Annotated in this window: 19 protein-coding genes; 13 read left to right on the top strand and 6 right to left on the bottom strand. The window is 73.0% G+C overall.

What is annotated here, in order from left to right:
* The first annotated feature begins 102 nt into the window (after nucleotides 1-102).
* Genes ACPOLB_RS10140 through ACPOLB_RS10125 form a run of 4 tightly spaced genes read left to right on the top strand, consistent with a single transcriptional unit; the run spans nucleotide 103 to nucleotide 3379 of the window.
* Complete coding sequence (locus tag ACPOLB_RS10140) at nucleotides 103-1077, top strand: tripartite tricarboxylate transporter substrate binding protein (RefSeq protein WP_425261227.1); 975 nt, start codon at nucleotides 103-105, stop codon at nucleotides 1075-1077.
* 26 nt (nucleotides 1078-1103) lie between these two features.
* A complete protein-coding gene (locus ACPOLB_RS10135) occupies nucleotides 1104-1991 on the top strand; it encodes a polysaccharide deacetylase family protein (protein ID WP_425261226.1) in 888 nt (295 codons plus the stop codon).
* A 15-nt stretch (nucleotides 1992-2006) separates the two neighbouring features.
* Entirely contained in the window at nucleotides 2007-2717 is a 711-nt protein-coding gene (locus tag ACPOLB_RS10130) for a GntR family transcriptional regulator (RefSeq protein ID WP_425261225.1), read from the top strand.
* Nucleotides 2718-2734: 17 nt separating this feature from the next.
* Entirely contained in the window at nucleotides 2735-3379 is a 645-nt protein-coding gene (locus ACPOLB_RS10125) for an aspartate/glutamate racemase family protein (protein ID WP_425261224.1), read from the top strand.
* 16 nt (nucleotides 3380-3395) lie between these two features.
* Here the strand turns inward: ACPOLB_RS10125 and ACPOLB_RS10120 are convergent, their stop codons facing one another.
* Nucleotides 3396-4190 (bottom strand): gamma-glutamyl-gamma-aminobutyrate hydrolase family protein, encoded by a 795-nt coding sequence (locus ACPOLB_RS10120; protein ID WP_425261223.1) that lies wholly within the window; start codon nucleotides 4188-4190, stop codon nucleotides 3396-3398.
* Between the two features lie 90 nt (nucleotides 4191-4280).
* On the opposite strand from ACPOLB_RS10120, the gene ACPOLB_RS10115 reads away from it, so the two are divergent.
* From ACPOLB_RS10115 to ACPOLB_RS10075, 9 genes are all read left to right on the top strand, one after another.
* Nucleotides 4281-5942, top strand: coding sequence for a Na/Pi cotransporter family protein (locus ACPOLB_RS10115; protein ID WP_425261222.1), 1662 nt, complete (start codon nucleotides 4281-4283; stop codon nucleotides 5940-5942).
* Between the two features lie 64 nt (nucleotides 5943-6006).
* A complete protein-coding gene (locus ACPOLB_RS10110; protein ID WP_425261221.1) occupies nucleotides 6007-6567 on the top strand; it encodes a nitroreductase family protein in 561 nt (186 codons plus the stop codon).
* A gap of 5 nt (nucleotides 6568-6572) precedes the next feature.
* Nucleotides 6573-7166, top strand: coding sequence for a GNAT family N-acetyltransferase (locus tag ACPOLB_RS10105; RefSeq protein ID WP_425261220.1), 594 nt, complete (start codon nucleotides 6573-6575; stop codon nucleotides 7164-7166).
* 101 nt (nucleotides 7167-7267) lie between these two features.
* Nucleotides 7268-9256, top strand: a complete 1989-nt coding sequence (locus ACPOLB_RS10100; protein ID WP_425261219.1) for a sigma-54-dependent Fis family transcriptional regulator — start codon at nucleotides 7268-7270, stop codon at nucleotides 9254-9256.
* A gap of 202 nt (nucleotides 9257-9458) precedes the next feature.
* A complete protein-coding gene (locus tag ACPOLB_RS10095; RefSeq protein ID WP_425261217.1) occupies nucleotides 9459-11267 on the top strand; it encodes an NAD(P)-binding domain-containing protein in 1809 nt (602 codons plus the stop codon).
* A 147-nt stretch (nucleotides 11268-11414) separates the two neighbouring features.
* Nucleotides 11415-12110, top strand: coding sequence for a class I SAM-dependent methyltransferase (locus tag ACPOLB_RS10090; protein ID WP_425261216.1), 696 nt, complete (start codon nucleotides 11415-11417; stop codon nucleotides 12108-12110).
* Between the two features lie 46 nt (nucleotides 12111-12156).
* Nucleotides 12157-13848 (top strand): SulP family inorganic anion transporter, encoded by a 1692-nt coding sequence (locus tag ACPOLB_RS10085; RefSeq protein ID WP_425261214.1) that lies wholly within the window; start codon nucleotides 12157-12159, stop codon nucleotides 13846-13848.
* Between the two features lie 85 nt (nucleotides 13849-13933).
* Complete coding sequence (locus tag ACPOLB_RS10080; protein WP_425261213.1) at nucleotides 13934-14989, top strand: hypothetical protein; 1056 nt, start codon at nucleotides 13934-13936, stop codon at nucleotides 14987-14989.
* Nucleotides 14990-14992: 3 nt separating this feature from the next.
* Nucleotides 14993-15817: a D-alanyl-D-alanine carboxypeptidase family protein gene (locus ACPOLB_RS10075; RefSeq protein ID WP_425261212.1), complete on the top strand. Its 825-nt coding sequence runs from the start codon at nucleotides 14993-14995 to the stop codon at nucleotides 15815-15817.
* A gap of 88 nt (nucleotides 15818-15905) precedes the next feature.
* Here ACPOLB_RS10075 and ACPOLB_RS10070 read toward each other — a convergent pair whose 3' ends face one another.
* The 5 genes from ACPOLB_RS10070 to ACPOLB_RS10050 all read right to left on the bottom strand — a co-directional run bounded on the left by ACPOLB_RS10070 (nucleotide 15906) and on the right by ACPOLB_RS10050 (nucleotide 21128).
* Nucleotides 15906-17021, bottom strand: coding sequence for an NAD(P)/FAD-dependent oxidoreductase (locus ACPOLB_RS10070; RefSeq protein ID WP_425261211.1), 1116 nt, complete (start codon nucleotides 17019-17021; stop codon nucleotides 15906-15908).
* 28 nt (nucleotides 17022-17049) lie between these two features.
* Nucleotides 17050-17970 carry an arginase gene (gene rocF / locus ACPOLB_RS10065; protein ID WP_425261210.1) on the bottom strand — a complete coding sequence of 307 codons (921 nt, stop codon included), beginning with the start codon at nucleotides 17968-17970 and terminating at the stop codon, nucleotides 17050-17052.
* Nucleotides 17960-18874: a TIGR00730 family Rossman fold protein gene (locus tag ACPOLB_RS10060; protein ID WP_425261209.1), complete on the bottom strand. Its 915-nt coding sequence runs from the start codon at nucleotides 18872-18874 to the stop codon at nucleotides 17960-17962. The genes rocF and ACPOLB_RS10060 overlap by 11 nt, the downstream gene beginning before the upstream one ends.
* Nucleotides 18875-18884: 10 nt before the next feature.
* Nucleotides 18885-19628: a HesA/MoeB/ThiF family protein gene (locus ACPOLB_RS10055; protein WP_425261208.1), complete on the bottom strand. Its 744-nt coding sequence runs from the start codon at nucleotides 19626-19628 to the stop codon at nucleotides 18885-18887.
* Nucleotides 19629-19691: 63 nt separating this feature from the next.
* On the bottom strand, nucleotides 19692-21128 hold the full coding sequence (locus ACPOLB_RS10050) for a S41 family peptidase (protein WP_425261207.1): 1437 nt from the start codon (nucleotides 21126-21128) through the stop codon (nucleotides 19692-19694).
* Between the last annotated feature and the right edge of the window lie 94 nt (nucleotides 21129-21222).

Here is a 21222-nt window from a genome sequence, read left to right as displayed (position 1 = left end):
GCCCGATCCCTGCTAGCAGTCCTGATTGCGCACATTCAGATCGGCTTTGTGCACAATATTGGCGCGGGTCGTCTGCGCCGTCTGCTCTCGGGGGAGTTCCGCATGACACGTCTTGCCTCTGTTCGCCGGCTGCTGCCGCTGTTGTCGCTGGTGCCGCTGCTGCTGCTGTGCGGCCCGGGCACAGCCCGCGCCGAGCCGCTGCGCATCGTGGTGCCGTTCCCGCCCGGCGGCGCCGCCGACAACTTCGCGCGCCTGGTGGGCCAGAAGCTCACCGAGGTGTCGGGCACCCAGGTCGTGGTCGACAACCGCGCCGGTGCCGGCGGCGTGCTCGGCAGCGACCATGTGGCCAAGGCCGCGCCCGACGGCAACACCCTGCTGATCGTCACCGTCGGCCATGCGGTGAACCCGTACATCTTCTCGAAGCTGCCCTACAACACCGCGGCCGACTTCGTGCCGGTGGGCATGGTGGCCAGCGTGCCGAGCCTGGTCGTCACGGGCCCGTCGGTGGCCGCGAAGACGCTGAAGGACCTGCTGGCGCTGGCGAAGGCCAGGCCGGGCACGGTGGAGTTCGGCAGCTCGGGCATCGGCAGCACCAGCCACGTCGGCGCGGCGCTGATCGAGGCGCTGGCCGGCGTCGACCTGCTGCACGTGCCCTACAAGGGGGCGGCCGCGGCGCTGCAGGACGTGATGGGCGGACGCACCGCGATGTCGGTGGACATCATCACCTCGTCGGTGCAGCTGGTGCGCAGCGGCAAGCTCACGGCGCTGGCGACCACCGGCCCGCGCCGCTCGCCGCTGCTGCCCGAGGTGCCGACGGTGGCTGAGGCCGGCATCCCGGGCTACGCCTTCACCGCCTGGTACATGCTGCTGGCGCCGGCGAAGACGCCGCCCGCGGTGGTCGAGAAGCTCAACGCCGAGCTGCGCAAGGTCGAGGCGCTGCCCGACTTCCGCAGCCGCATCGAGGCCGTCGGCGGCGAGGTCGCGAGCCTCGGCACCAAGGAGACGGCGGCCTTCCTGGACGCCGAGTTCCAGAAGTGGGCCCAGGTGGTGAAGGCCCGCAACATCAAGGCCGACTGACGCGGCCGGTTCACGGACGGACGACGATGCACCCACGCGAGCGCGACTTCCTCGGCTACGGCCGCCAGCTGCCGGCGCTGCGCTGGCCCGACGGCCGGTCGCTGGCGGTGTCCTTCGTCGTCAACTTCGAGGAAGGCGCGGAGTTCTCGGTCAGCGACGGCGACCCGCGCAACGAAGCCGTCTACGAGGTCATCGACCGCCAGGACGGCATCGATCCCTGCATCGACAGCCATTTCGAGTACGGCACGCGCGTGGGCTGGTGGCGCCTGGCCGACCTGTTCGCGGCGCACGGCGCGCCGTTCACGCTGAGCAGCTGCGGCCGCGCGGTGCAGCGCCTGCCCTGGCTGGCGCGCGACGCGGTGGACCGCGGGCACGAGGTCTCGGGCCATGGCTGGCGCTGGCAGACCGCGGCCGGGCTGGACGCGGCGGCGGAGGCGCGTGTCATCGACGACACCGTGGCCGCGATCACCGCCGCCACCGGGCAGCGCCCGCTGGGCTGGCACACGCGCTCGGTGAGCACGCCGCACACGCGGCGGCTGCTGGTCGAGCGCGGGTTCCTCTACGACAGTGACGCCTACAACGACGACACGCCGTACCTCGTGCCGGTCGACGGCCGGCAGCACCTGGTGCTGCCCTATGCCTTCGACACCAACGACATGCAGTTCCAGCACACGCAGCGCTTCTCGACCGGCCGCGAGTTCGCCGAGTACGTGTGTGCGGCCGCCGACTGGCTGGCCCGCGAAGGTGCCACGCGGCCGCGCATGCTGTCGGTCGGCCTGCACCTGCGCATGGTCACGCGCCCGGCGCGCATCGGCGCGGTGGAGCAGGTGCTGCAGCACCTGCGCGGCCGGGGCGACTGCTGGATCGCCACCCGCGCGCAGATCGCGCAGCACTGGCTGGCGCACAGCGGCTGACTATCATCGCCCGCGATGGCGGCTGCCGACGACGACACGATCCACGCGGTGATCTCCGACGCCCTGCTGGCGGGCCGGCTGGCGCCGGGCGCGCCGCTGCGCGAGCTGGCGCTGGCGGAGGTCTTCGGCGTCAGCCGCGAGCGCGTGCGCAAGGTGCTGCAGCGGCTGGGCACCGAACGCCTGCTGCTGCTGGTGCCCAACCGCGGCGCCTTCGTCGCCGAGCCGACGCTGGAGCAGGCGCGGGCGCTGTACGAGGCGCGGCGCATCCTGGAAGGCGGCATCGTCGGCCACCTGGCGCCGCTGCTGGGCGCGGCTGACGGCGAGCGGCTGCGCGCGCACCTGCGCACGGAGGCCGCCGCGATGGAGCGCGGCGACCGTGCCGAGGCGGTGCGTCTGTCGGCCGAGTTCCACTACCTGCTGGCGCGCGCCGCCGGCAGCGACTTCGTCGAACAGGCGCTGCGGCAGCTGGTCAGCCGCACCTCGATGCTGGTGGCGCTGTTCGAGCCGGCGCGCTCGATGCGCTGCGCCTGCGAGGAGCATGCCGAGATCGCCGCGGCGCTGCTGGCCGGCAACGGCGCCGAGGCGATGAAGGCCATGCACCGCCACCTCGCGCTGGTCGAGACCCGGCTGCGGCCGTCGTCCGACATCGCCAGCGGCGACCCGGTGGACGTGCTGCGCGCCGACTGGAAGGCGCGGCAGAAGGCCGCCCGGGCGGCGCGCCGCTGAGCTGCCGCCGGTCCACCGTGCCTGCCGCCGCCCCGTCTGCCCTCTGGGTGCTGAACCCCAACACCACGGCCGCGATGACGGCGGCCGTGCAGGCCCAGGTGCGGGCGCTGGTGCCACCGGGCGTGGCGGTGCATGGCAGCACGGCGCAGCAGGGGGCGCCGGTGATCGACAGCGCCGGACGTTTCGCGGCCGCGGCTGCGGCGCTGCCGGCGCAGGTTGCGGCCGACGTGCCACCGGCCGCCGCGGTGCTGCTGGCCTGCTTCGGCGACCCCGGCCTGGAATCGTTGCGCGGCCTGCGCCGGCCGGTGGCCGGCCTCGCCGAGGCGGCGGTGGCCGAGGCGGTGGCGGCGGGACAGCGCTTCGCCATCGTCACCGCCGGCGCGGCCTGGGTGCCGCTCTTGCAGCAGAGGGTGGCCGACTTCGGTGCCACGCCGTGGCTGGCCGGCGTGTTCGCACTGCCGTTCAACGGCCTGCGGCTGGTGCAGGACCCGGCGGGCAGCCGTGCCGCGCTGCAGGCGGTGGTGGCGCAGGCCGAGCGCAGCGGCGCGCAGGCCCTGGTGCTGGGCGGCGCGGCGTTCGCAGGCCTGCGCGACCTGGTGCCGACGCGGCTGGTGCTGATCGAGCCGGTGGCCGCCGCGACACGCGCGCTGCTGCGCGGCTAGCGGCACGCGGAGCGGGTCAGGCCCTGTCGGCCCGTGCTGCCGACAGGAAGTCGTTCAGCAGCGGCATGTCGTCGAAGTGCGCCGGCTCGTTGCGGTCGTGGAACTCGGGGTGCCACTGCACGGCGGCCACGTAGCTGGGGCCGCGCCAGCGCACGGCCTCGATCAGGCCGTCCTCGGGGCAGCGCGCCTCGACGCTGAAGTCGGGCGCCAGGTCCTTGATGCCCTGGTGGTGGATGCTGTTCACGGTGGCCTGCCGCACGCCCGGGTAGAGCGCCTGCAGCCGGCTGCCGGGTTCGACCACGACCGGGTGCACGTGGCGCTCGTAGATGGAGGTGTCGCGGTGCGACCGCGACTCGGGCCGCTGGGTCGCGATGTCCTGCAGCAGCGTGCCGCCGTACATCACGTTCAGCAGCTGCAGCCCGCGGCAGATGCCGAACACCGGCTTGCCGGCCTGCACGAAGGCGTCGACCAGCTCCATCTCGTAGCGGTCGCGCACCGCGTCGCCGGCCCAGGCCGGGTCCAGCGGCGCCTCGCCGTAGCTCTCGGGCGCGACGTCGTTGCCGCCCTGCAGCACCAGGCCGTCGAGCGCCTCGGCGTAGTCGTGCAGGTTCAGTTCGTCGCGCGTGACGAGGCTGTGGGAGTCGACCGCCGGCACCATCACCGCCAGCGCGCCGCCGTGCATGATCCAGTGCGCGACCGACTGCTCCAGGTAGTGCAGCGTCTTGGTCCAGACGCCGCCGAGGTCGAGCACCGGGCCGGCCGGGTAGTAGATGCGCGCCGACACGCCGATCAGCAGCAGGTCATTCTTCATGGCCGACCAGTCTAGCCACTTGCCCTGCACTGCGCGCGCGCCGCGGCTGGAGTACAACGGTTGCTTCGTTGCCGCGCGCCCCTCCCGACCTTGGTCCACCTGCTCAACCTCCTGGCCGCCATCGCGCTGCTGGTCTGGGGCACGCACATCGTGCGCACCGGCATGCTGCGCGTGTTCGGCGAGAACCTGCGCCGCATCCTGCAAGGCAGCTTCAGCAACCGCTTCGCCGCCGCGCTGGCCGGGCTGGGCGTCACCAGCGTGGTGCAGAGCAGCACCGCCACCTGCCTGATCGTCGCCAGCTTCGTCGGCAAGGGCCTGGTCACCAGCAGCGCCGCGCTGGCGGCGATGCTGGGGGCCGACGTCGGCACGGCGCTGATGGCGGTGGTGTTCTCGTTCGACCTGTCGTGGCTGAGCCCGCTGCTGATCTTCGTCGGCGTGGTGATGTTCATCGGCCGCCAGAACAGCCAGGCCGGGCGCATCGGCCGCGTGCTCATCGGCCTGGGGCTGATCACGCTGGCGCTGCAGCTCATCGTGGGGGCGACGAAGCCACTGACCGAGAGCCCGGCGGTGCGCGCGCTGCTGGTGGCGCTGCCGAACGAGGTGCTGCTGGACATCGTGGTCGGCGCAGCGCTGACGGTGGCCTCGTACTCCAGCCTGGCGATCGTGCTGCTCACCTCCACGCTGGCGTCGCAGGGCATGGTGCCGACCACCGTGGCCCTGGGGCTGGTGCTGGGCGCCAACGTCGGCAGCGGCGTGCTGGCGATGCTGGCCACCGGCGGCGCCGCGCCCGAACTGCGCCGGCTGCCGCTGGGCAACTTCGTCTTCAAGTCGGTGGGCGCGCTGGTGGCGATCCCGCTGCTGCCGCAGGCGCACATGCTGCTGCAGCAGGTGGTGGACTCGGTGCCGCAGCAGATCGTGCTGTTCCACCTGGGCTTCAACCTGGTGGTGGCCGCGCTGTTCATCGGCTTCACGGGCCCGGTCGGCCGGCTGGTGGAGCGCTGGCTGCCGCCGGCGCCCAGCAACAGCGGCGACCGCCCGCGGCACCTCGACCCGGTGGCGCTGGCCACGCCGTCGCTGGCGATCAGCTGCGCCGCGCGCGAGGCGCTGCACCAGGCCGACGTGGTCGAGACCATGCTGCGCGGCGTGCTGCCGGTGCTGCGCGGCAACGACCTGGCGCTGGCCGAGCGCCTGCGCCAGATGGACGACACGGTCGACGAGCTGTACTCGGCCATCAAGTTCTACCTGACGCAGATCTCGCGCGAGGCGCTGAGCGAACGCGAAGGGCGGCGCTGGACCGACATCGTCAGCTTCACGATCAACATGGAGCAGATCGGCGACATCATCGAGCGCGTGGTGCAGGACATCGAGGACAAGAAGATCCGCAAGAACCGCAGCCTCAGCGACGCCGGCATGGCCGAGGTCTGCCACCTGCACGAGCGGCTGCTCGCCAACCTGCGGCTGGGCATGAGCGTGTTCCTCGACGGCCACGTGCGCGACGCGCAGAAGCTGCTGGAAGAGAAGGCGCGCTTCCGCGACCTGGAGCACGAGTACGCGGCCAACCACATCGCGCGGCTGCAGGACAACACGGCGCAGAGCATCGAGACGAGCTCGCTGCACCTGGACCTGCTGAGCGAGCTGAAGCGCATCAACTCGCACATCTGCTCGATCGCGTATCCGATCCTGGAGTCGGCCGGGGCCTTGTCGGCGACCCGGCTGCGGCACTCGCAGTTGGGCAGCCTGGACGAACGCTGAAACCCGCGGCGCCGGGCGCGTCCACAATCACCGGCTTCCAGCCCACTTCGCGCCCGCCACGCCGATGCAAGACACCCTGCAGGCCCTGCTGAACCGCCACTCGCTGGGCATCAAGTACCTGGCCGAGCCCGCGCCCGACGACACGCAACTGGCGCGCATGGTCGAGGCCGCGCTGCGTGCGCCCGACCACGCGTCGCTGGTGCCGTTCCGCTTCGCCGCCGTGCGCGGCGAAGCGCGCGCGCGGCTGGCGGCGCTGTTCCGCCAGGCCGCCGTCGACGCCGGCAAGGACGCCGAGGCCGTGGCGCTGGACGACCAGCGCGCGCGCGAGGCGCCGCTGGTGGTGGCGGTCATCGCCCGCATCGACCTCGGCCACCCGCAGGTGCCGGCGCACGAGCAGTGGATGGCGGTGGGCGGCGCGCTGACGAACTTTCTCAATGCGGCGCACCTGATGGGCTTCGCCGGCAAGATGCTCTCGGGCCGCAAGGCACGCGACCCGCGCGTGGTGGCGGCCTTCTGCGGCCCCGGCGAGACGCTGGTGGGCTGGATCGGCATGGGCACCGCCACGCGCCCGCCCGCGGCGCGGCCGCCCAAGGCCCGCGGCCCCGACGTGCTGCGCGACTGGTAGCGCTGGTGGACGCACCGCCCGCCTGGCGCCTGCAGGGCGCGCCGAGCACGCTGCGCACGCCGCGCCTGGTGCTGGAGGCGCCGCGCGCCGGGCACGCACCCGCGTTCGCCGAGGGCGTGGCGGCGTCGATGCCGGCGCTGGGCTTCGTGCGCTGGGGCCTGAAGCCGCGCGACGTGGACTGGGCGCGCCGATTCTGCGAGGACGACGCCCGCAGCTTTGCCGCCGGCGAGGACCTGGCGTACCACGTGTTCACGCGTGGCGACGGCGGTGTGGACGACACCGGCGGCGCCTGGGTCGGCCGCATCGACGTGCACACGATCGACACCGACGCCGCCCGCAGCGAGATCGGCTACGTCGGCCACCTGCAGCGCAGCGGCCAGGGGCTGATGCGCGAGGCCGTGCTGGCCGTGGTCGACCTGTGCTTCGCGCTCGGCTTCCAGCGCATCGAGGCCATGAGCGACGCCCGCAACACGCGTGCGCTGCGCTTCGCCGAGAGCCTGGGCATGCAGCACGAAGGCCTGCTGCGCCGCCACGAGCGCGACGTGCACGGCCACTGGTGCGACATGGTGCTCTACGCGGTGCTGAACCCGCGCACCTGAGCCGCCGCGCAGGCGTCGGGTTCCCGGGTGTTTGCCCGGGGTCGCCAAGCCGCGGCCGGCGCCGCACAGTGCAGGCCGTCCTGCCCCGCGGAGCCCGCGCCATGCACCAGCAAGCCCACGAACACCAGCGCCGGCACATCGCCACCGTGATGCAGGTCGCCGCCGACGGCCTGGCCGCACCCGGCGCGCAGGCGCACGACGCCATCATCCGCGCCTCGTGGCAGCGCTGCGTGCACGAACACCGGCTGGACCCCACGCGCATGCAGGAAGCCGTGATCCTGCCGCAGGCCCGGCTGCGCGAGCACCAGGACCAGATGGAAGCCTTCCTGCACATCGCGCGGCACGGCCTGGAGTCGCTGTACGCGCAGGTGGCGGGCATGGGCTACGTGGTGCTGCTGACCGACGCGCGCGGCATCACGGTCGACTTCCTCGGCGACCTGGTGGTCGAACCCAGCCTGCGCAAGGCCGGCCTGTACCTGGGCGCCGACTGGAGCGAACACCACGCCGGCACCTGCGGCGTGGGCACCTGCATCCGCACCGGCGAGGCGCTCACGGTGCACCTGGACGACCACTTCGACGCCACGCACATCCCGCTCACCTGCACCACGGCACCGGTGTTCGGCCCCACCGGCGAGCTCAACGCGGTGCTCGACATCTCGGCGCTGAGCGCGCCGCAGCCCAAGGTCAGCCAGCACCTGGCGCTGCAGCTGGTGAAGCTGTACGCGCAGCACGTGGAAGACGCGCAGTTCCTGCACCGCTTCCGCCACGACTGGGTGCTGCGGCTGTCGCAGGCGCCGCAGTTCCTGGACGTGCACCCCGAGTACCTGCTGGCGCTGGACGCCGGCGGGCGGCTGATCGGCCACAACCGGCGCGCGCAGCAACTGCTGCAGGCGCAGCCCGGGCCGGCGGGGGCGGGCGGCCGGCCGCTCATCGGCCAGCCGCTGCACGCGCTGCTGGAGGTGCGGGCCGAGGACCTGGGCCGCTTCGGCGCGGCACGCCCGGCCGACCAGCGTGCGGTGATGCTGGCCGGCGGCCACCGGCTGCTGTTCCTGCTGGCGTCGCCCCCGCCGGCGCGCATCGCGCGTGTGGTGCCGCCGCCGGCCGCGCCGCGGGTGCCGGCGCCGCTGGCCGCGCTGTCGGGCGGCGACGCGGCGCTGGAGCGCCAGATCGAACGCGCCGCGCGGCTGGCCAACAGCCCCGTGAGCCTGCTCATCACCGGCGAGACCGGCAGCGGCAAGGAGTACTTCGCCAAGGCCCTGCACGCAGCCAGCGAGCGCCGCGCGCGGCCCTTCGTGGCGGTGAACTGCGCGGCCATCCCCGAGGCGCTGATCGAGAGCGAGCTCTTCGGCCACCTGCCCGGCAGCTTCACCGGCGCCGGCCCGCGCGCCAAGCGCGGCCTGATCCAGGAAGCCGACGGCGGCACGCTCTTCCTCGACGAGATCGGCGACATGCCGCGTGCGCTGCAGGCGCGGCTGCTGCGCGTGCTGGCCGAGCGCGAGGTGCTGCCGGTGGGCGCGGCGCGGCCGGTGGCGGTGAACATCCGCGTCATCGCCGCGACGCACGCGCCGCTGGAGGCACTGGTGCGCGAAGGGCGCTTCCGCGACGACCTGTACTACCGCATCAACGGCGCGCACTTCCACCTGCCGCCGCTGCGCGAGCGCAGCGACCTGGGCGTGATGGTCGACCGCCTGCTGGCCCAGGACGGCCCCGCGGTGGCGCTGCACCCGGCCGCGCGCGCGCGGCTGCTGGCCCACCGCTGGCCCGGCAACCTGCGCGAGCTGCGCAACGCGCTCGACTACGCGCGCAGCGTGTGCAGCCACGGCACCGTGCAGCCGGGCGACCTGCCGGACGCGCTGCTCGCCGCCGTGCCGGCCGCGCCCGCCGGCCCGTCGGTGGCGGCGCCGACCGGCGGCGACGCCGCGATGCTGCTGCAGGCGCTGCGTGCGGCGCACTGGAACGTGTCGGCGGCCGCGCGCGCGCTGGGCTGTTCACGCATGACCCTGTACCGGCGCATGCATCGCCTGGGCATCCGCTCGCCCAACGCACTGGACCCCGGCGCTGCCGGCGCAGGTGTCACACCCGGGGTGTGACACCTGTCGCGTTGTGACAGGTGCACGGGGCCCGCGCCGCCGTGCTGCAGCGCCGCATTCATGGGGCCTGCCGCTGCGCTGCACGAGGGAGCGGCACCGTTGCTGCACTGCGGCACCGGCGCCGCGGCACGGCGCTTGCGCTGTTGGGGCCGGCGGCGCGCGCACGGCGCCCGCTGCAGCACCCACCACGGAGACACCCACGATGACCGACACGACCCCCACCGCCACCGCCCGGCACTGGCTGGCGCGCTTCGAGCAGGCGCTCGCCACGCGTGACATCGACGGCGCCGTCGCGCTGTTCGCCGACACCTGCTTCTGGCGCGACCTGGTCAGCTTCACCTGGAACATCTGCACGCAGGAGAGCCCGGCGCAGGTCCGCGCGATGCTGCAGGCGCGGCTGGACGACGTGGCGCCGTCGAACTGGCAGCTCGACGGCGAGGCCACCGCGGCCGACGGCATCACCGAAGCCTGGTTCACGTTCGAGACCCGGCTGTCGCGCGGCCGCGGCCTGCTGCGGCTGCAGGATGCGGGCGGGCAGCCGCGCGCCTGGACGCTGCTGACGACGATGGTCGAGCTCAAGGGCTTCGAGGAGAAGACCGGCACGCGCCGCGTGGCGGGCGCCGAACACGGCGTGCACAAGGGGCGCAAGAGCTGGGCCGAGCAGCGCGCCGACGAGCAGGCGGCGCTGGGCACCACGACCCAGCCCGACGTGGTGGTGATCGGCGGCGGGCAGGGCGGCATCGCGCTCGGCGCGCGGCTGCGGCGGCTGGGCGTGCCGACCATCATCGTCGAGAAGAACGCACGCGCCGGCGACAGCTGGCGCCGCCGCTACAAGAGCCTGTGCCTGCACGACCCGGTCTGGTACGACCACCTGCCGTACCTGAACTTCCCCGACGACTGGCCGGTGTTCGCGCCCAAGGACAAGATCGGCGACTGGCTGGAGGCCTACACGAAGATCATGGAGCTGAACTACTGGAGCTCCACCACGGCCCAGCACTGCCGCTGGGACGAGGCCGCCGGGCGCTGGGAGGTGCAGGTGCTGCGCGAGGGCCGGCCGGTGACGCTGCGGCCGAAGGAACTGGTGATCGCGCTGGGCGTCTCGGGCTACGCCAACGTGCCGAAGATCCCGGGCGCCGAGAGCTTCCTGGGCGAGCAGCACCACTCCAGCCAGCACCCCGGGCCCGACGCCTGCAAGGGCAAGCGCGTGGTGGTGCTGGGCTCCAACAACTCGGCGCACGACATCTGCGCCGCGCTGTGGGAGAACGACGTCGACGTCACGATGGTGCAGCGCTCGTCCACCCACATCGCGCCGTCGGCGGCGCTGATGGAACTGGCGCTGGGCGGGCTGTACAGCGAGCAGGCGCTCAAGAACGGCATCGACCACCACAAGGGCGACCTGATCTTCGCCAGCGTGCCGTACAAGATCATGCACACCTTCCACATCCCCGTGTACGAGGAGATGAAGCGCCGCGAGGCCGACCTGTACGGCCGCCTCGAGAAGGCCGGCTTCATGCTCGACTTCGGCGCCGACGGCTCGGGCCTGTTCATGAAGTACCTGCGCCGCGGCTCGGGCTACTACATCGACGTCGGCGCGTCGGAGCTGGTGGCCAACGGCAGCATCAAGCTCAGGAGCGGCGTCAACATCGAGCGCATCCACCCGCGCAGCGTGACGCTGACCGACGGCACCGAACTGCCCTGCGACGTGCTCGTCTACGCAACCGGCTACGGTTCGATGAACCGCTGGCTGGCCGACCTCGTCTCGCCCGAGGTCGCCGACCGGCTGGGCAAGGTCTGGGGCCTGGGCTCCGACACGCCCAAGGACCCCGGCCCCTGGGAAGGCGAGCTGCGCAACATGTGGAAGCCCACGCAGGTGCCGCACCTGTGGGTGCACGGCGGCAACCTGCACCAGAGCCGGCACTACTCGCAGTTCCTGTCGCTGCAGCTGAAGGCGCGGGTGGAAGGACTGCCGACGCCGGTGTACGGGCAGGCGGCGGTGCACCACACCGCCTGAGCCGCCGGCGCAGGGGCGGCGCGGGCTCTCCAGCCCGCGCTGCGCGGCCGGCCGCGCGGTGCAGGCCGCCAGCACGCGCGCGACGTGGCCGGTCCAGGCTGCTACCCTGCGAACCTTCCCCTCGCGTTCACGCGCACAAGGCTCGTCGTGGCCCCCGCAGCGTCAGGCTACCTGACGAAACAGGAACGCATCGCCGTCGCCGGCGTCGCCGATCTGCAGATCCGCTCGCTGCTGGACCGCCAGCAGTTCTTCGACCCGCGCGGGCAGGCCGAGCGGCTGGGCATCTCGTCGGCGGGCTGGCCGCTGTTCGGGCTGCTGTGGCCGTCGGGCGCGTTCCTCGCGGCGCGGCTGGCGGCGCGGCCGCTGCGGGCCGGCGAGCGCATCCTGGAGCTGGGCTGCGGTCTCGGCCTGGCCAGCCTGGTCGGCCACCGCCGCGGCGCCGACGTCACGGCCAGCGACCACCATCCGCTGGCCGCGGGTTTCCTGCGGCACAACCTGCGGCTAAACGGCCTGGCGCCGATGACCTACCGCCACGGCCCCTGGCAGGCCGGCAGCGGCCCGCGCCACGTGACCGGGCGCTACGACCTGCTGATCGGCAGCGACCTGCTGTACGACCGCGATGCCAGCGCCGCGCTGGGCGGCTTCATCGGCCGCCACGCGGCACCGGCGGCCGAGGTCTGGATCGTCGACCCCGACCGCGGCAACCGCGCCGGCTTCCACCGCCAGATGGCCGCGCTGGGATTCACGCGCCACGAACTGCGTCTGGACCACGGGCCGGGTGCCGGCCCACCTGCAGCGGCCGCCTTCAAGGGCCGCATGCTGACCTACCTGCGCGCGGGCTGAGCTGCTGCCGCGGTCGCCGCCGGGGCGGGTGCTACGCTCGGCGGTGATGATCTTGTCGCGCTTGTTCGGACCCTGGGTCCTCGACGTCGACCGCCGCACGCTGCGCGCCGACGCCCTGGCGGGTCTGCTGGGCGCCGTGCTGGCGCTGCCGCAGTCGATCGCCTTCGCCGCGCTCGCCGGGCTGCCGCCCGCTTGGGGCCTGTACACCGCCATCGTGCCCTGCGTGGTGGCGGCGCTGGCGGGTTCCAGCCGCGTCGTGATGAGCGGGCCCACGAACGCCGTCTCGCTGGCGCTGGCGGCGATGCTGGCGCCGCTGGCCCTGGCCGGCAGTGCCGAGCACCTGCGCCTGGCGCTGGTGGTGACGCTGCTGGTGGGCCTGCTGCAGACGGCGCTGGCGCTGTTCCGGCTGGGGCTGCTGGCGAACTTCATCTCGCCGTCGGTGATGCTGGGCTTCACCAGCGGCGCCGCGCTGCTGATCGCCGGCCATGCGGCCGAAGACCTGCTGCACGACGCGCCCGCGGCCGGCGTCGCCGTGGGCACGCTGGCGCTGGCGGCGCTGGGCCGGCGCCTGTGGCCGCGTGCGCCCACGCTGCTGGCGGCGCTGGTGCTGGCCTCGCTGGCGGCCTGGGCGCTGCAGCGCTACGCGCAGCAGCCGCTGGCCTTCGTGGGCACGCTGCCGCAGGCCTGGCCGAGCTGGCGCTGGGTGCCGCTGCAGTGGGGCGACGTGCCGCGGCTCGCAGGCATCGCGGTCGCGCTGACCATCGTGTCGCTAGGGCAGACGATCGCCATCGCCAAGGTGCTGGCCGCACGCAGCGGGCAGCCGCTGGACGTGAACCGCGAGTGCCTGGGCCAGGGCCTGTCGAACCTGGTCGGGCCGTTCTTCTCCTGCTTCACGTCCAGCGGCTCGCTGAACCGCTCGCTGCCCAACCTGGAGGCCGGCGCGCGCACGCCGCTGGCGGCGGTGTTTTCGGCGCTGTTCGTGCTGGTGCTGGCGCTGGCCGCGGCACCGCTGATCGCGTGGGTGGCGCTGGCGGCCATCGCCGGGCTGCTGCTGTGGGTGGCCGTCACGCTGGTGGACCGGGACCACTGGCGCCGCCTGCTGCAGCAGGACCGCGGCGAAGCCGCGATCGCCGGCGCCACGCTGGTGGCGACGCTGGTGCTGCCGCTGCAGGAAGCGGTGCTGGGCGGTGTCGGTCTGTCGCTGGTGAGCTACCTGTACCGCACCTCGCGCCCGGCGCTGCGCACGATGGGCTTCACGCGGCACGACGCGCTGCGGCCGATGGTGGTGATCGACGGCACGTCCACCCCCGAATGCCCGCAGCTCAAGCTGCTGCGCATGGAAGGCTCGGTCTACTTCGGCGCGGTGGCGCACGTGTCCGAGCGGCTGCAGGCGCTGCGCAGCGCACCCGCGCCTGCGCGCCACCTGCTGGTGATGGCCAAGAGCATGAACTTCGTCGACGACGCCGGCGCCACGCTGTGGGAGCAGGAACACCTGCGCCGCCGCGCGATGGACGGCGACCTGTACTTCCACCGCCCGCGCCCCGAGGTGCTGGCGACCTGGCGCAAGCGCGGCTTCCTCGACCGCCTGGGGCCGCAGCACGTGTTCGACGACAAGCGCAGCGCCATCGCCGCCATCGTGCCGCGGCTCGACGGCGCGGTGTGCGCGGGCTGCACGGCGCGCGTGTTCGAGGAATGTGCGCGCCAGCCCGGGGCGCCCGGGGGCGACTCGGGGCGCTGATCCCATCCGCTGTGGATGCCGGCGCGCCGGTGCCGCCGTACCGTGCCGGGTGTCGCAGCCCCGGGGCTGCATCGGGAGACGCAGCATGGGTGGCACCCTCCATCGCACGGTCCTGTTCGGCGGCATCCTGCTCGCGGTCTGCGTGGCCATCGTCTCGGGCGGCCTGCTCAGCCCGATCGGCAACACGGGCACGTCGGCGTTCTGGTTCATCGGCCTGCTGGTGGTCATCACGGCCACGCTCACGCTGACGGCCGTCGTCTTCGGCGCGCTGAACCTCAGCAACGCGAACGAGGCCTTCGGCCTGCCGTCCGGCAGCATCCGCACGCTGCTGGCGGTGGGCATCATGGTGCTGTTCGCGGTGTTCGGGCTGCGCTTCTTCGCCGACATGCAGCACTTCGACCAGGCCCCGCGCCTGAGCGACAAGCCGGTGGAGGTCGTGGAAGCCGCCTTTGCCGACAAGGCCGCGGAAGTGCAGCGCTACGAGGCCCAGGGCTTCGTCGCCGTGGTCAGCGGCCCGGGCCGCGCCGCCGGCACCAACGGCGCCGCCGACCCCGGCGCCAACGCCCGCATCAGCCTGTACACCCGCGAGATGCGGCGCTCTGCCGACGCCATCGACGTGCAGAAGCAACTGCTCACCTCCATCGTGACGCTGCTGACCACGGTGGTGGGCTTCTACTTCGGCACCCGCAGCGCCACCGAAGGCGTGCGCAACGCCAACGAGGCTGCGGCCGGCCCCGATGCGGGCGGCCTGGGGACCGAGCGCGACCAGCTGCAGCGCGAGCGCGAGGCGCTGGACACGCAGCTGGCGGCCGAACGCGAGACGCTGGCGGCGTTGCAGGCACAGACCCTGCCCACCGACGCCGCGCAGGCACGCGAGGCCGGCGACCTGCTGTCGAAGGCGCTGGAGGCGCAGGCGCAGGCCGACGCTGCCGTCCAGCAGGTCGATGCCGCCGCTGCCGCCGCGCAGGCGGCCATCGCCGCGGTGGCCACCGCCGGCGCGGGCACCGACCGCACGGCACGCGAGACCGAAGCGCGTGACGCGCTGGCACGGCGGCGTGAGGCCCAGGCGGCGCTGCAGCAGCAGGTGCAGCAGCTGCAGGCGCACACGGCGGCCCTGCAGAAGCTGATGGCGGAGGGCTGAACCATGGCCCAGCCCTTGTTGCATGCAGTGACGGCGTCGGCGCTGAACCTGCGCGACCAGCCCGGCAAGCACGGCCGCGTGCTCGCGGTGCTGAAGCAGCACCAGCCGGTGGTGTCCACGGCCCCCGCGTCCGGCGGGTGGCTCGCGGTGTCGGCGGCCGGCGTCAGCGGTTTCGTGTCGGCGGCGTTCCTGCGGCCGCTGGCAACGGCGGTGCCGGCGCCCGCGCCGGTCCTGGGCCCGGCCCCGGCCCCGGGCTTCGCGCCGGTGGCCGCGGCGGCCGCGGTCGACGTCAACCTGAAGGACCGCGACCTGTCGCGGCTGCACCCGCGCATGCGCGAGGCGGTGCACGGCCTGCTGCAGCAGTTCGCGGCCGAGGGGCTGCCGTTCCGCGTGTTCGAGGCGTGGCGGACTCCCGAGCGGCAGGCCTGGCTCTACGCCCAGGGCCGCACGCGGCCGGGATCGAAGGTCACCGGGGCCGAGCCCTGGCAGTCGTTCCACCAGTACGGCATGGCCGTGGACTTCGTGCTGTTCGAAGGCGGGCAGTGGAGCTGGGACGACAGCGGCCCGCGGCGCGCGCACTGGCAGCGGCTGCGTGCGCTGGTGCAGGCGGCCGGGCTGCGCAGCCTGAGCTGGGAGGCGCCGCACGCCGAGTGGCCGACGACGCTGACCGCGCTGCGGCAGGCGCAATGGCCCGACGGCGGCGACGACGCCTGGGAGCAGGCGATGGAGCTGACCGTGGCACGCTGGAACGGCAGCGGCGGCAGCGGTGCGCCACCGGTGGTGCTGGCCGAGCGGCCGGCGCTGCCCGCCGACGTGGTGCCGGCCTGATCGCCGCCGCGCGGACCCCTCAACCGCGCAGCCGCAGAACCCTCAACCGCGCAGTCGCAGAACTCTCAACCGCGCAGTCGCAGAACTCTCAACCGCGCAGTCGCGCGGGGGCCATCATCGCCGGCTCCACGCCTTCGTGCCGCAGCGCCTCGGGCAGCGGCTCGTGCAGCAGCAGCGCCTCGGCCAGCATCGCGGCGCCGGCGGCGCTCTGGATGCCGTAGCCGCCCTGGCCGGCGAGCCAGAAGAAGCCGGTGGCCAGCGGATCGGGGCCGATGACGAGTTCGCCGTCGGGCGCGAAGGTGCGCAGCCCGGCCCAGGTGCGGCGCGGACGGCGGATGACCAGCGTGCTGTGCTGCTCGATGTTGGCGATGCCCTGCGCGATGTCCAGCGCCTCGGGCAGCACGTCGTGCGGCGGCACGGGGTCGGCATTGGCCGGCGACCCGAGCAGCTGGCCGGCGTCGGGCTTGAAGTACCAGGTCTCGTCGACGCCGGCCACCACGGGCCAGCGGCGGTGGTCGGTGCCGGCCGGCGCGTCGAAGCTGAAGGCGCTGCGCCGGTGCGGCTGCAGCCCCAGCGGCGGCAGGCCGGCGGCCTGGGCCAGCGCGTCGGCCCAGGCACCGGCGGCGTTGACGATGGTGGCGGCCTCGGCATCGCGGCCGTCGGCCAGCTTCAGCGTCCAGCCGGCGGCGTCGCGCTGCAGGTGGTCGACCTCGGCACCGGTCCACAGCGTCGCGCCGTGGTGGCGCGCCAGCGCCAGCCAGCCCTGCAGCAGCGCGTGCACGTCGATGTCCATCGCATCCGTCTCCAGCAGGCCGCCGAGCAGGCCGTCGGCGCGCAGCACCGGCACGCGGGCCAGCACGGCTGCGGCGTCCAGGTGCTGCAGCCGGCCGGCGCCGTGCTGCGCCTGCATGGCCGCCAGCAGCGCTTCCTGGCCCTGCCAGGCCACGTACAGCGCGCCGCGCGGCGCCAGCACGGGCACCAGCGACGGCGCCGCGTAGGTGGCCCGGCTGGCGCGCGTGAGCGCACGCGCCTGCGGCGGGCCGTAGCTTTCCATGAACATCGCGGCGCTGCGGCCGGTGCTGTGGCTGCCGGGCTGGTCCTCGCGTTCGAGCAGCAGCACGCGCGCGCGCGGGGCCAGGCGCGCGGCCAGCGAGACCCCGGCGATGCCGGCGCCGACGATGGCGATGTCGAAGCGCGTGGTCATCGCGTGGCGTCCTGCGCGGCTGCGGCCGTCATGCCCGCATCAGCGTGCTCTTGCCGAACAGGCTCTCGATGAGGTCCAGCGCCAGCGCGGCCGTCTTGTTGCGGATGTCCAGCGCCGGATTCAGCTCCATCACGTCCAGGCTCGCGAGACGGCCGGTGTCGGCGATCATCTCCATGCACAGCTGCGCCTCGCGGTAGGTGGGGCCGCCGGGCACCGTGGTGCCGACGCCGGGCGCGATCTCGGGGTCGAGGAAGTCGACGTCGAAGCTGACGTGCAGGTGCGTGTTGGCGTCCAGCGTGGCCAGCGCCAGCTCCATCGTGTGGCGCATGCCCATCTCGTCGATGTAGCGCATGTCGAAGACCTCGAGCCCGACCTGGTGCACGAAGCGCTTCTCGCCGGGGTCGACGCTGCGGATGCCGATCTGGCGCACGACCTTCGGGTGGATGGCGGGCACGTGGCCGCCGATCTCGATGAGTTCCTGCGGCCCGTGCCCGCACAGGCAGGCCACGGGCATGCCGTGGATGTTGCCGCTGGGCGTGAGCACGCTGGTGTTGAAGTCGGCGTGTGCATCGAGCCACAGCACGCGCAGCTTCTTGCCGGTGGCGCGGCAGTGGCGGGCCACCGCGCTGATGCTGCCGATGCCCAGGCAGTGGTCGCCGCCCAGCAGGATGGGCAGGCGGCCGCCCTGCAGTTCCGCGAACATGGCCGCGTGCACCGCCTGGTTCCAGGCCACCACCTCGTGCAGGTGGCGGTAGCCGTCCACCGGTGGCAGCCAGGGGTTGGCGGGGCCGGCGACGTTGCCGCGGTCCAGCACCTCGAGCCCGTGCGCCTGCAGCGTGGCCTGGATGCCGGCCACGCGCAGCGCCTCGGGGCCCATGCTGGCGCCGCGCGCGCCGGCGCCGATGTCGGTGGGCGCACCGATGAGGCTGATGCGGGTGTTAGATGTCATCGGCGAACTCGCCTGTTTGGGTCGGCGGTAGATCGAAGCCGTAGAAGCCGGCCAGGCGTTCCCAGGCTTCCTCGGCGCTCTCGACGTAGGTGAAGAGGTTCAGGTCGCCGGCGCCGACCATGCCGGTGTCGACGAGGTGCTGGAAGTCGATCAGCTGTTCCCAGTAGGCGCGGCCGAACAGCAGGATGGGCCGCGGCCGGCTTTTGCCGGTCTGGATCAGGGTCATCGTCTCGAACAGTTCGTCGAGCGTGCCGAAGCCGCCGGGGAAGCACACCAGCGCGATGCTGCGCATCACGAAGTGCATCTTGCGCAGCGCGAAGTAGTGGAACTGGAAGCACAGCTCGGGCGTGATGTACGGGTTCGGCGCCTGCTCGTGCGGCAGCACGATGTTCAGGCCGATGCTCTTGCCCCCGACGTCGTGGGCGCCGCGGTTGCCCGCTTCCATGATGCCGGGGCCGCCGCCGGTGACCACGTAGATCGGTGTCTCGAGCGTGCGCGAGCGTTCGGTGACGATGGCGGCGAAGCGCCGTGCCTCGTCGTAGTAGCGGCTCATCAGCACGGCGGTCTCGGCCCGGCGCAGCGCGGCGGAGTCGTTGCCGGCTTGTGCTGCGGCCAGCGCCTCGGCGGCCTGCTCCGGCGGCTTGATGCGCGCACTGCCGAAGATGACGATGGTCGACTGGATGCCCTGCTCCTGCTGCTCCATCTCGGGCTTCAGCAGTTCGAGCTGCATCCGCACCGGGCGCAGTTCCTCGCGCAGCAGGAAGGCGGTGTCGGTGAAGGCCAGGCGGTAGGCGCTCTCGGGGCCGGCGTAGCGGCCGGCCGGGTGCGCGACCAGGGCTTCTTCCTCGGCGGTGGGGAAGTTGCGCGCGGTGAGGTCGGTGCGCGGTGTCGTCGGTTGGGTCATGGCCGGCAGCTTACCCGCACACGCTGCAGCCGGGCTGGCGCGCGACGGCGATCTCGTCCCAGCGCATCGTCATGGCATCCAGCATCAGCAGGCGCCCGGCCAGCGGCGTGCCGGCTCCGGCCAGCAGCTTCAGCGCCTCGGCCGCCTGCACGCAGCCCACGATGCCCACCAGCGGCGCGAACACGCCCATCGTGCTGCAGGCCACGTCCTCGAAGGCGACGTCGGGCGGGAACAGGCAGGCGTAGCAGGGCGCACCGTCGCGCGTGCTGTCGTACACCGAGACCTGGCCGTCGAAGCCGATCGCCGCGCCGCTGACCAGCGGCCTGCGGTGGCGCACGCAGGCGGCGTTGACGAGGTGGCGGGTGCGGAAGTTGTCGCAGCAGTCCAGCACCACGTCCACCGTGGGCAGCAGCCGGTCGAGCAGCGCGGCGTCGGCGCGCTGCACCAGGGCCTGCACCTGCACGTCGGGGTTGATGGCACCCACGCTGTGCCGCACCGACTGCGCCTTCGGCTGGCCGACCCGGCTGAGGTCGTGCGCGATCTGGCGCTGCAGGTTCGTGAGGTCCACCGTGTCGTGGTCGACCACCGTGAGGCGGCCGACGCCGGCGCTGGCCAGGTACAGCGCGGCCGGCGAGCCCAGCCCGCCGGCGCCGATGACCAGCGCGTGGCTGGCGAGCAGCCGGCGCTGGCCCTCGATGCCGATGGCGTCGAGCAGGAGATGGCGCGCGTAGCGCTGCAGCTGGTTGTCGTTCATGGGCTGCGACTGTGCAACAAAAAAGCCCGCCGGGCGGCGGGCTTGCTGTGGGGCAGCGGCGCGTTACTGCTTGGCCGCGTCGGCTTCGGCCTTGCGCTCCACCGCGGTCTTGCTGACGACCACCGGCATGCCCTTGAGCTGGTTGAAGGCCTGCACCAGCGGGAAGTCCTGCTCGCTGCCGAACTCGGGCAGCGGCTTCGGCGGCTCCTTGCTCTTGGCCATCTGCTCCTCGAGCTTGGCACGGGCTTCCTCGCGGGCCTTGCTGCGCGCATCGTCCTTCTTCTCGTCGGCGCCGGTCAGGTGCTTCTCGAGATCAGCCTCGCGCATGCGCAGCGCCGCGAAGACGTTGCCTTCGGCGGTCTCGTCGAGCCAGATGTCGGGCACGATGCCCTTGGCCTGGATGCTGCGGCCGGACGGCGTGTAGTAGCGCGCGGTGGTGATCTTCAGCGCGGTTTCGGCCGACAGCGGACGCACCGTCTGCACGCTGCCCTTGCCGAAGGTCTGCGCACCCATGATCGTGGCGCGCTTGTGGTCCTGCAGCGCGCCGGCCACGATCTCGCTGGCGCTGGCCGAGCCTTCGTTCACCAGCACCACCAGCGGCACCGTCTTCAGCGCGGCCGGCAGGCGGCGCAGCGGGTCGGCGCCGCGGCGGGCGTAGAACTCGGGGCTGGCCTTGAAGGTGGCGCGGCTCTCGGCGATCTGGCCGTTGGTGGACACCACCACCACGTCCTCCGGCAGGAAGGCGGCGCTGATGGCCACCGCGCCGTCGAGCAGGCCGCCCGGGTCGTTGCGCAGGTCGAGCACCATGCCCTTGATGTTCGGGTCCTGCTTGTAGAGCTCGTCGACCTTGCGGGCGAAGTCCTCCACCGTGCGGTCCTGGAACTGCGACACGCGCACCCAGGCATAGCCGGGCTGGAACATCTTCGCGCGCACGCTCTGCACGCGGATCTCCTCGCGCACGATGGTGACCGGGAAGCTGCGGCTCTCGGCCTTGCGGAACACGGTCAGCACGACCTTGGTGTTGGGCTCGCCGCGCATGCGCTTGACGGCCTGGTCGACCGTGAGGCCCTTGACCGCGGTGTCGTCGATGCGGGTGATGAGGTCGCCCGGCCGCAGGCCGGCACGGAAGGCCGGCGAGCCTTCGATCGGCGAAACGACCTTCACGAGGCCGTCCTCCATGCCCATCTCGATGCCGATGCCGACGAACTTGCCGCCGGTGCTTTCGCGGAATTCGCGGAACGTCTTCTTGTCGAAGTACTGGCTGTGCGGGTCGAGCCCGGCAACCATGCCGCTGATGGCATCGGAGATCAGCTTCTTCTCGTCGACGGTCTCGACGTAGTCGCTCTTGACCATGCCGAACACCGCAGCGAGCTGCTGCAGCTCTTCCAGCGGCAGCGGCGCCAGCGCGTTGCGGGCGTTGGCCTGCAGCTGCATGGTGGTCAAGGCCCCGGCCAGGGCACCCACGGCCAGCAGCCCGGCCACTCTCAGTTTTGCACCCATCGTCGACGCGCCTCCATCAAATGGACGTCCAGTCCAGTATAGAACCGGGTTGGCGCGCGCAGTTCCCCGCAGGGACATCGCCGGCCCCGCAAAC

This window comes from Rubrivivax soli, from assembly GCF_049810355.1.
Lineage (GTDB): Bacteria > Pseudomonadota > Gammaproteobacteria > Burkholderiales > Burkholderiaceae_C > Rubrivivax.
This window is presented reverse-complemented; position numbering and strand designations above follow the sequence as displayed.

Excerpts from the sequence above, each read along its gene's own strand:
- ACPOLB_RS10140 (WP_425261227.1), top strand. The coding sequence starts at position 103 with ATGACACGTCTTGCCTCTGTTCGCCGGCTGCTGCCGCTGTTGTCGCTG.
- ACPOLB_RS10135 (WP_425261226.1), top strand. The coding sequence starts at position 1,104 with ATGCACCCACGCGAGCGCGACTTCCTCGGCTACGGCCGCCAGCTGCCG.
- ACPOLB_RS10130 (WP_425261225.1), top strand. The coding sequence starts at position 2,007 with ATGGCGGCTGCCGACGACGACACGATCCACGCGGTGATCTCCGACGCC.
- ACPOLB_RS10120 (WP_425261223.1), bottom strand. The coding sequence starts at position 4,190 with ATGAAGAATGACCTGCTGCTGATCGGCGTGTCGGCGCGCATCTACTAC.
- ACPOLB_RS10110 (WP_425261221.1), top strand. The coding sequence starts at position 6,007 with ATGCAAGACACCCTGCAGGCCCTGCTGAACCGCCACTCGCTGGGCATC.
- ACPOLB_RS10100 (WP_425261219.1), top strand. The coding sequence starts at position 7,268 with ATGCACCAGCAAGCCCACGAACACCAGCGCCGGCACATCGCCACCGTG.
- ACPOLB_RS10095 (WP_425261217.1), top strand. The coding sequence starts at position 9,459 with ATGACCGACACGACCCCCACCGCCACCGCCCGGCACTGGCTGGCGCGC.
- ACPOLB_RS10085 (WP_425261214.1), top strand. The coding sequence starts at position 12,157 with ATGATCTTGTCGCGCTTGTTCGGACCCTGGGTCCTCGACGTCGACCGC.
- ACPOLB_RS10080 (WP_425261213.1), top strand. The coding sequence starts at position 13,934 with ATGGGTGGCACCCTCCATCGCACGGTCCTGTTCGGCGGCATCCTGCTC.
- ACPOLB_RS10075 (WP_425261212.1), top strand. The coding sequence starts at position 14,993 with ATGGCCCAGCCCTTGTTGCATGCAGTGACGGCGTCGGCGCTGAACCTG.
- ACPOLB_RS10070 (WP_425261211.1), bottom strand. The coding sequence starts at position 17,021 with ATGACCACGCGCTTCGACATCGCCATCGTCGGCGCCGGCATCGCCGGG.
- rocF (WP_425261210.1), bottom strand. The coding sequence starts at position 17,970 with ATGACATCTAACACCCGCATCAGCCTCATCGGTGCGCCCACCGACATC.
- ACPOLB_RS10060 (WP_425261209.1), bottom strand. The coding sequence starts at position 18,874 with ATGACCCAACCGACGACACCGCGCACCGACCTCACCGCGCGCAACTTC.
- ACPOLB_RS10055 (WP_425261208.1), bottom strand. The coding sequence starts at position 19,628 with ATGAACGACAACCAGCTGCAGCGCTACGCGCGCCATCTCCTGCTCGAC.
- ACPOLB_RS10050 (WP_425261207.1), bottom strand. The coding sequence starts at position 21,128 with ATGGGTGCAAAACTGAGAGTGGCCGGGCTGCTGGCCGTGGGTGCCCTG.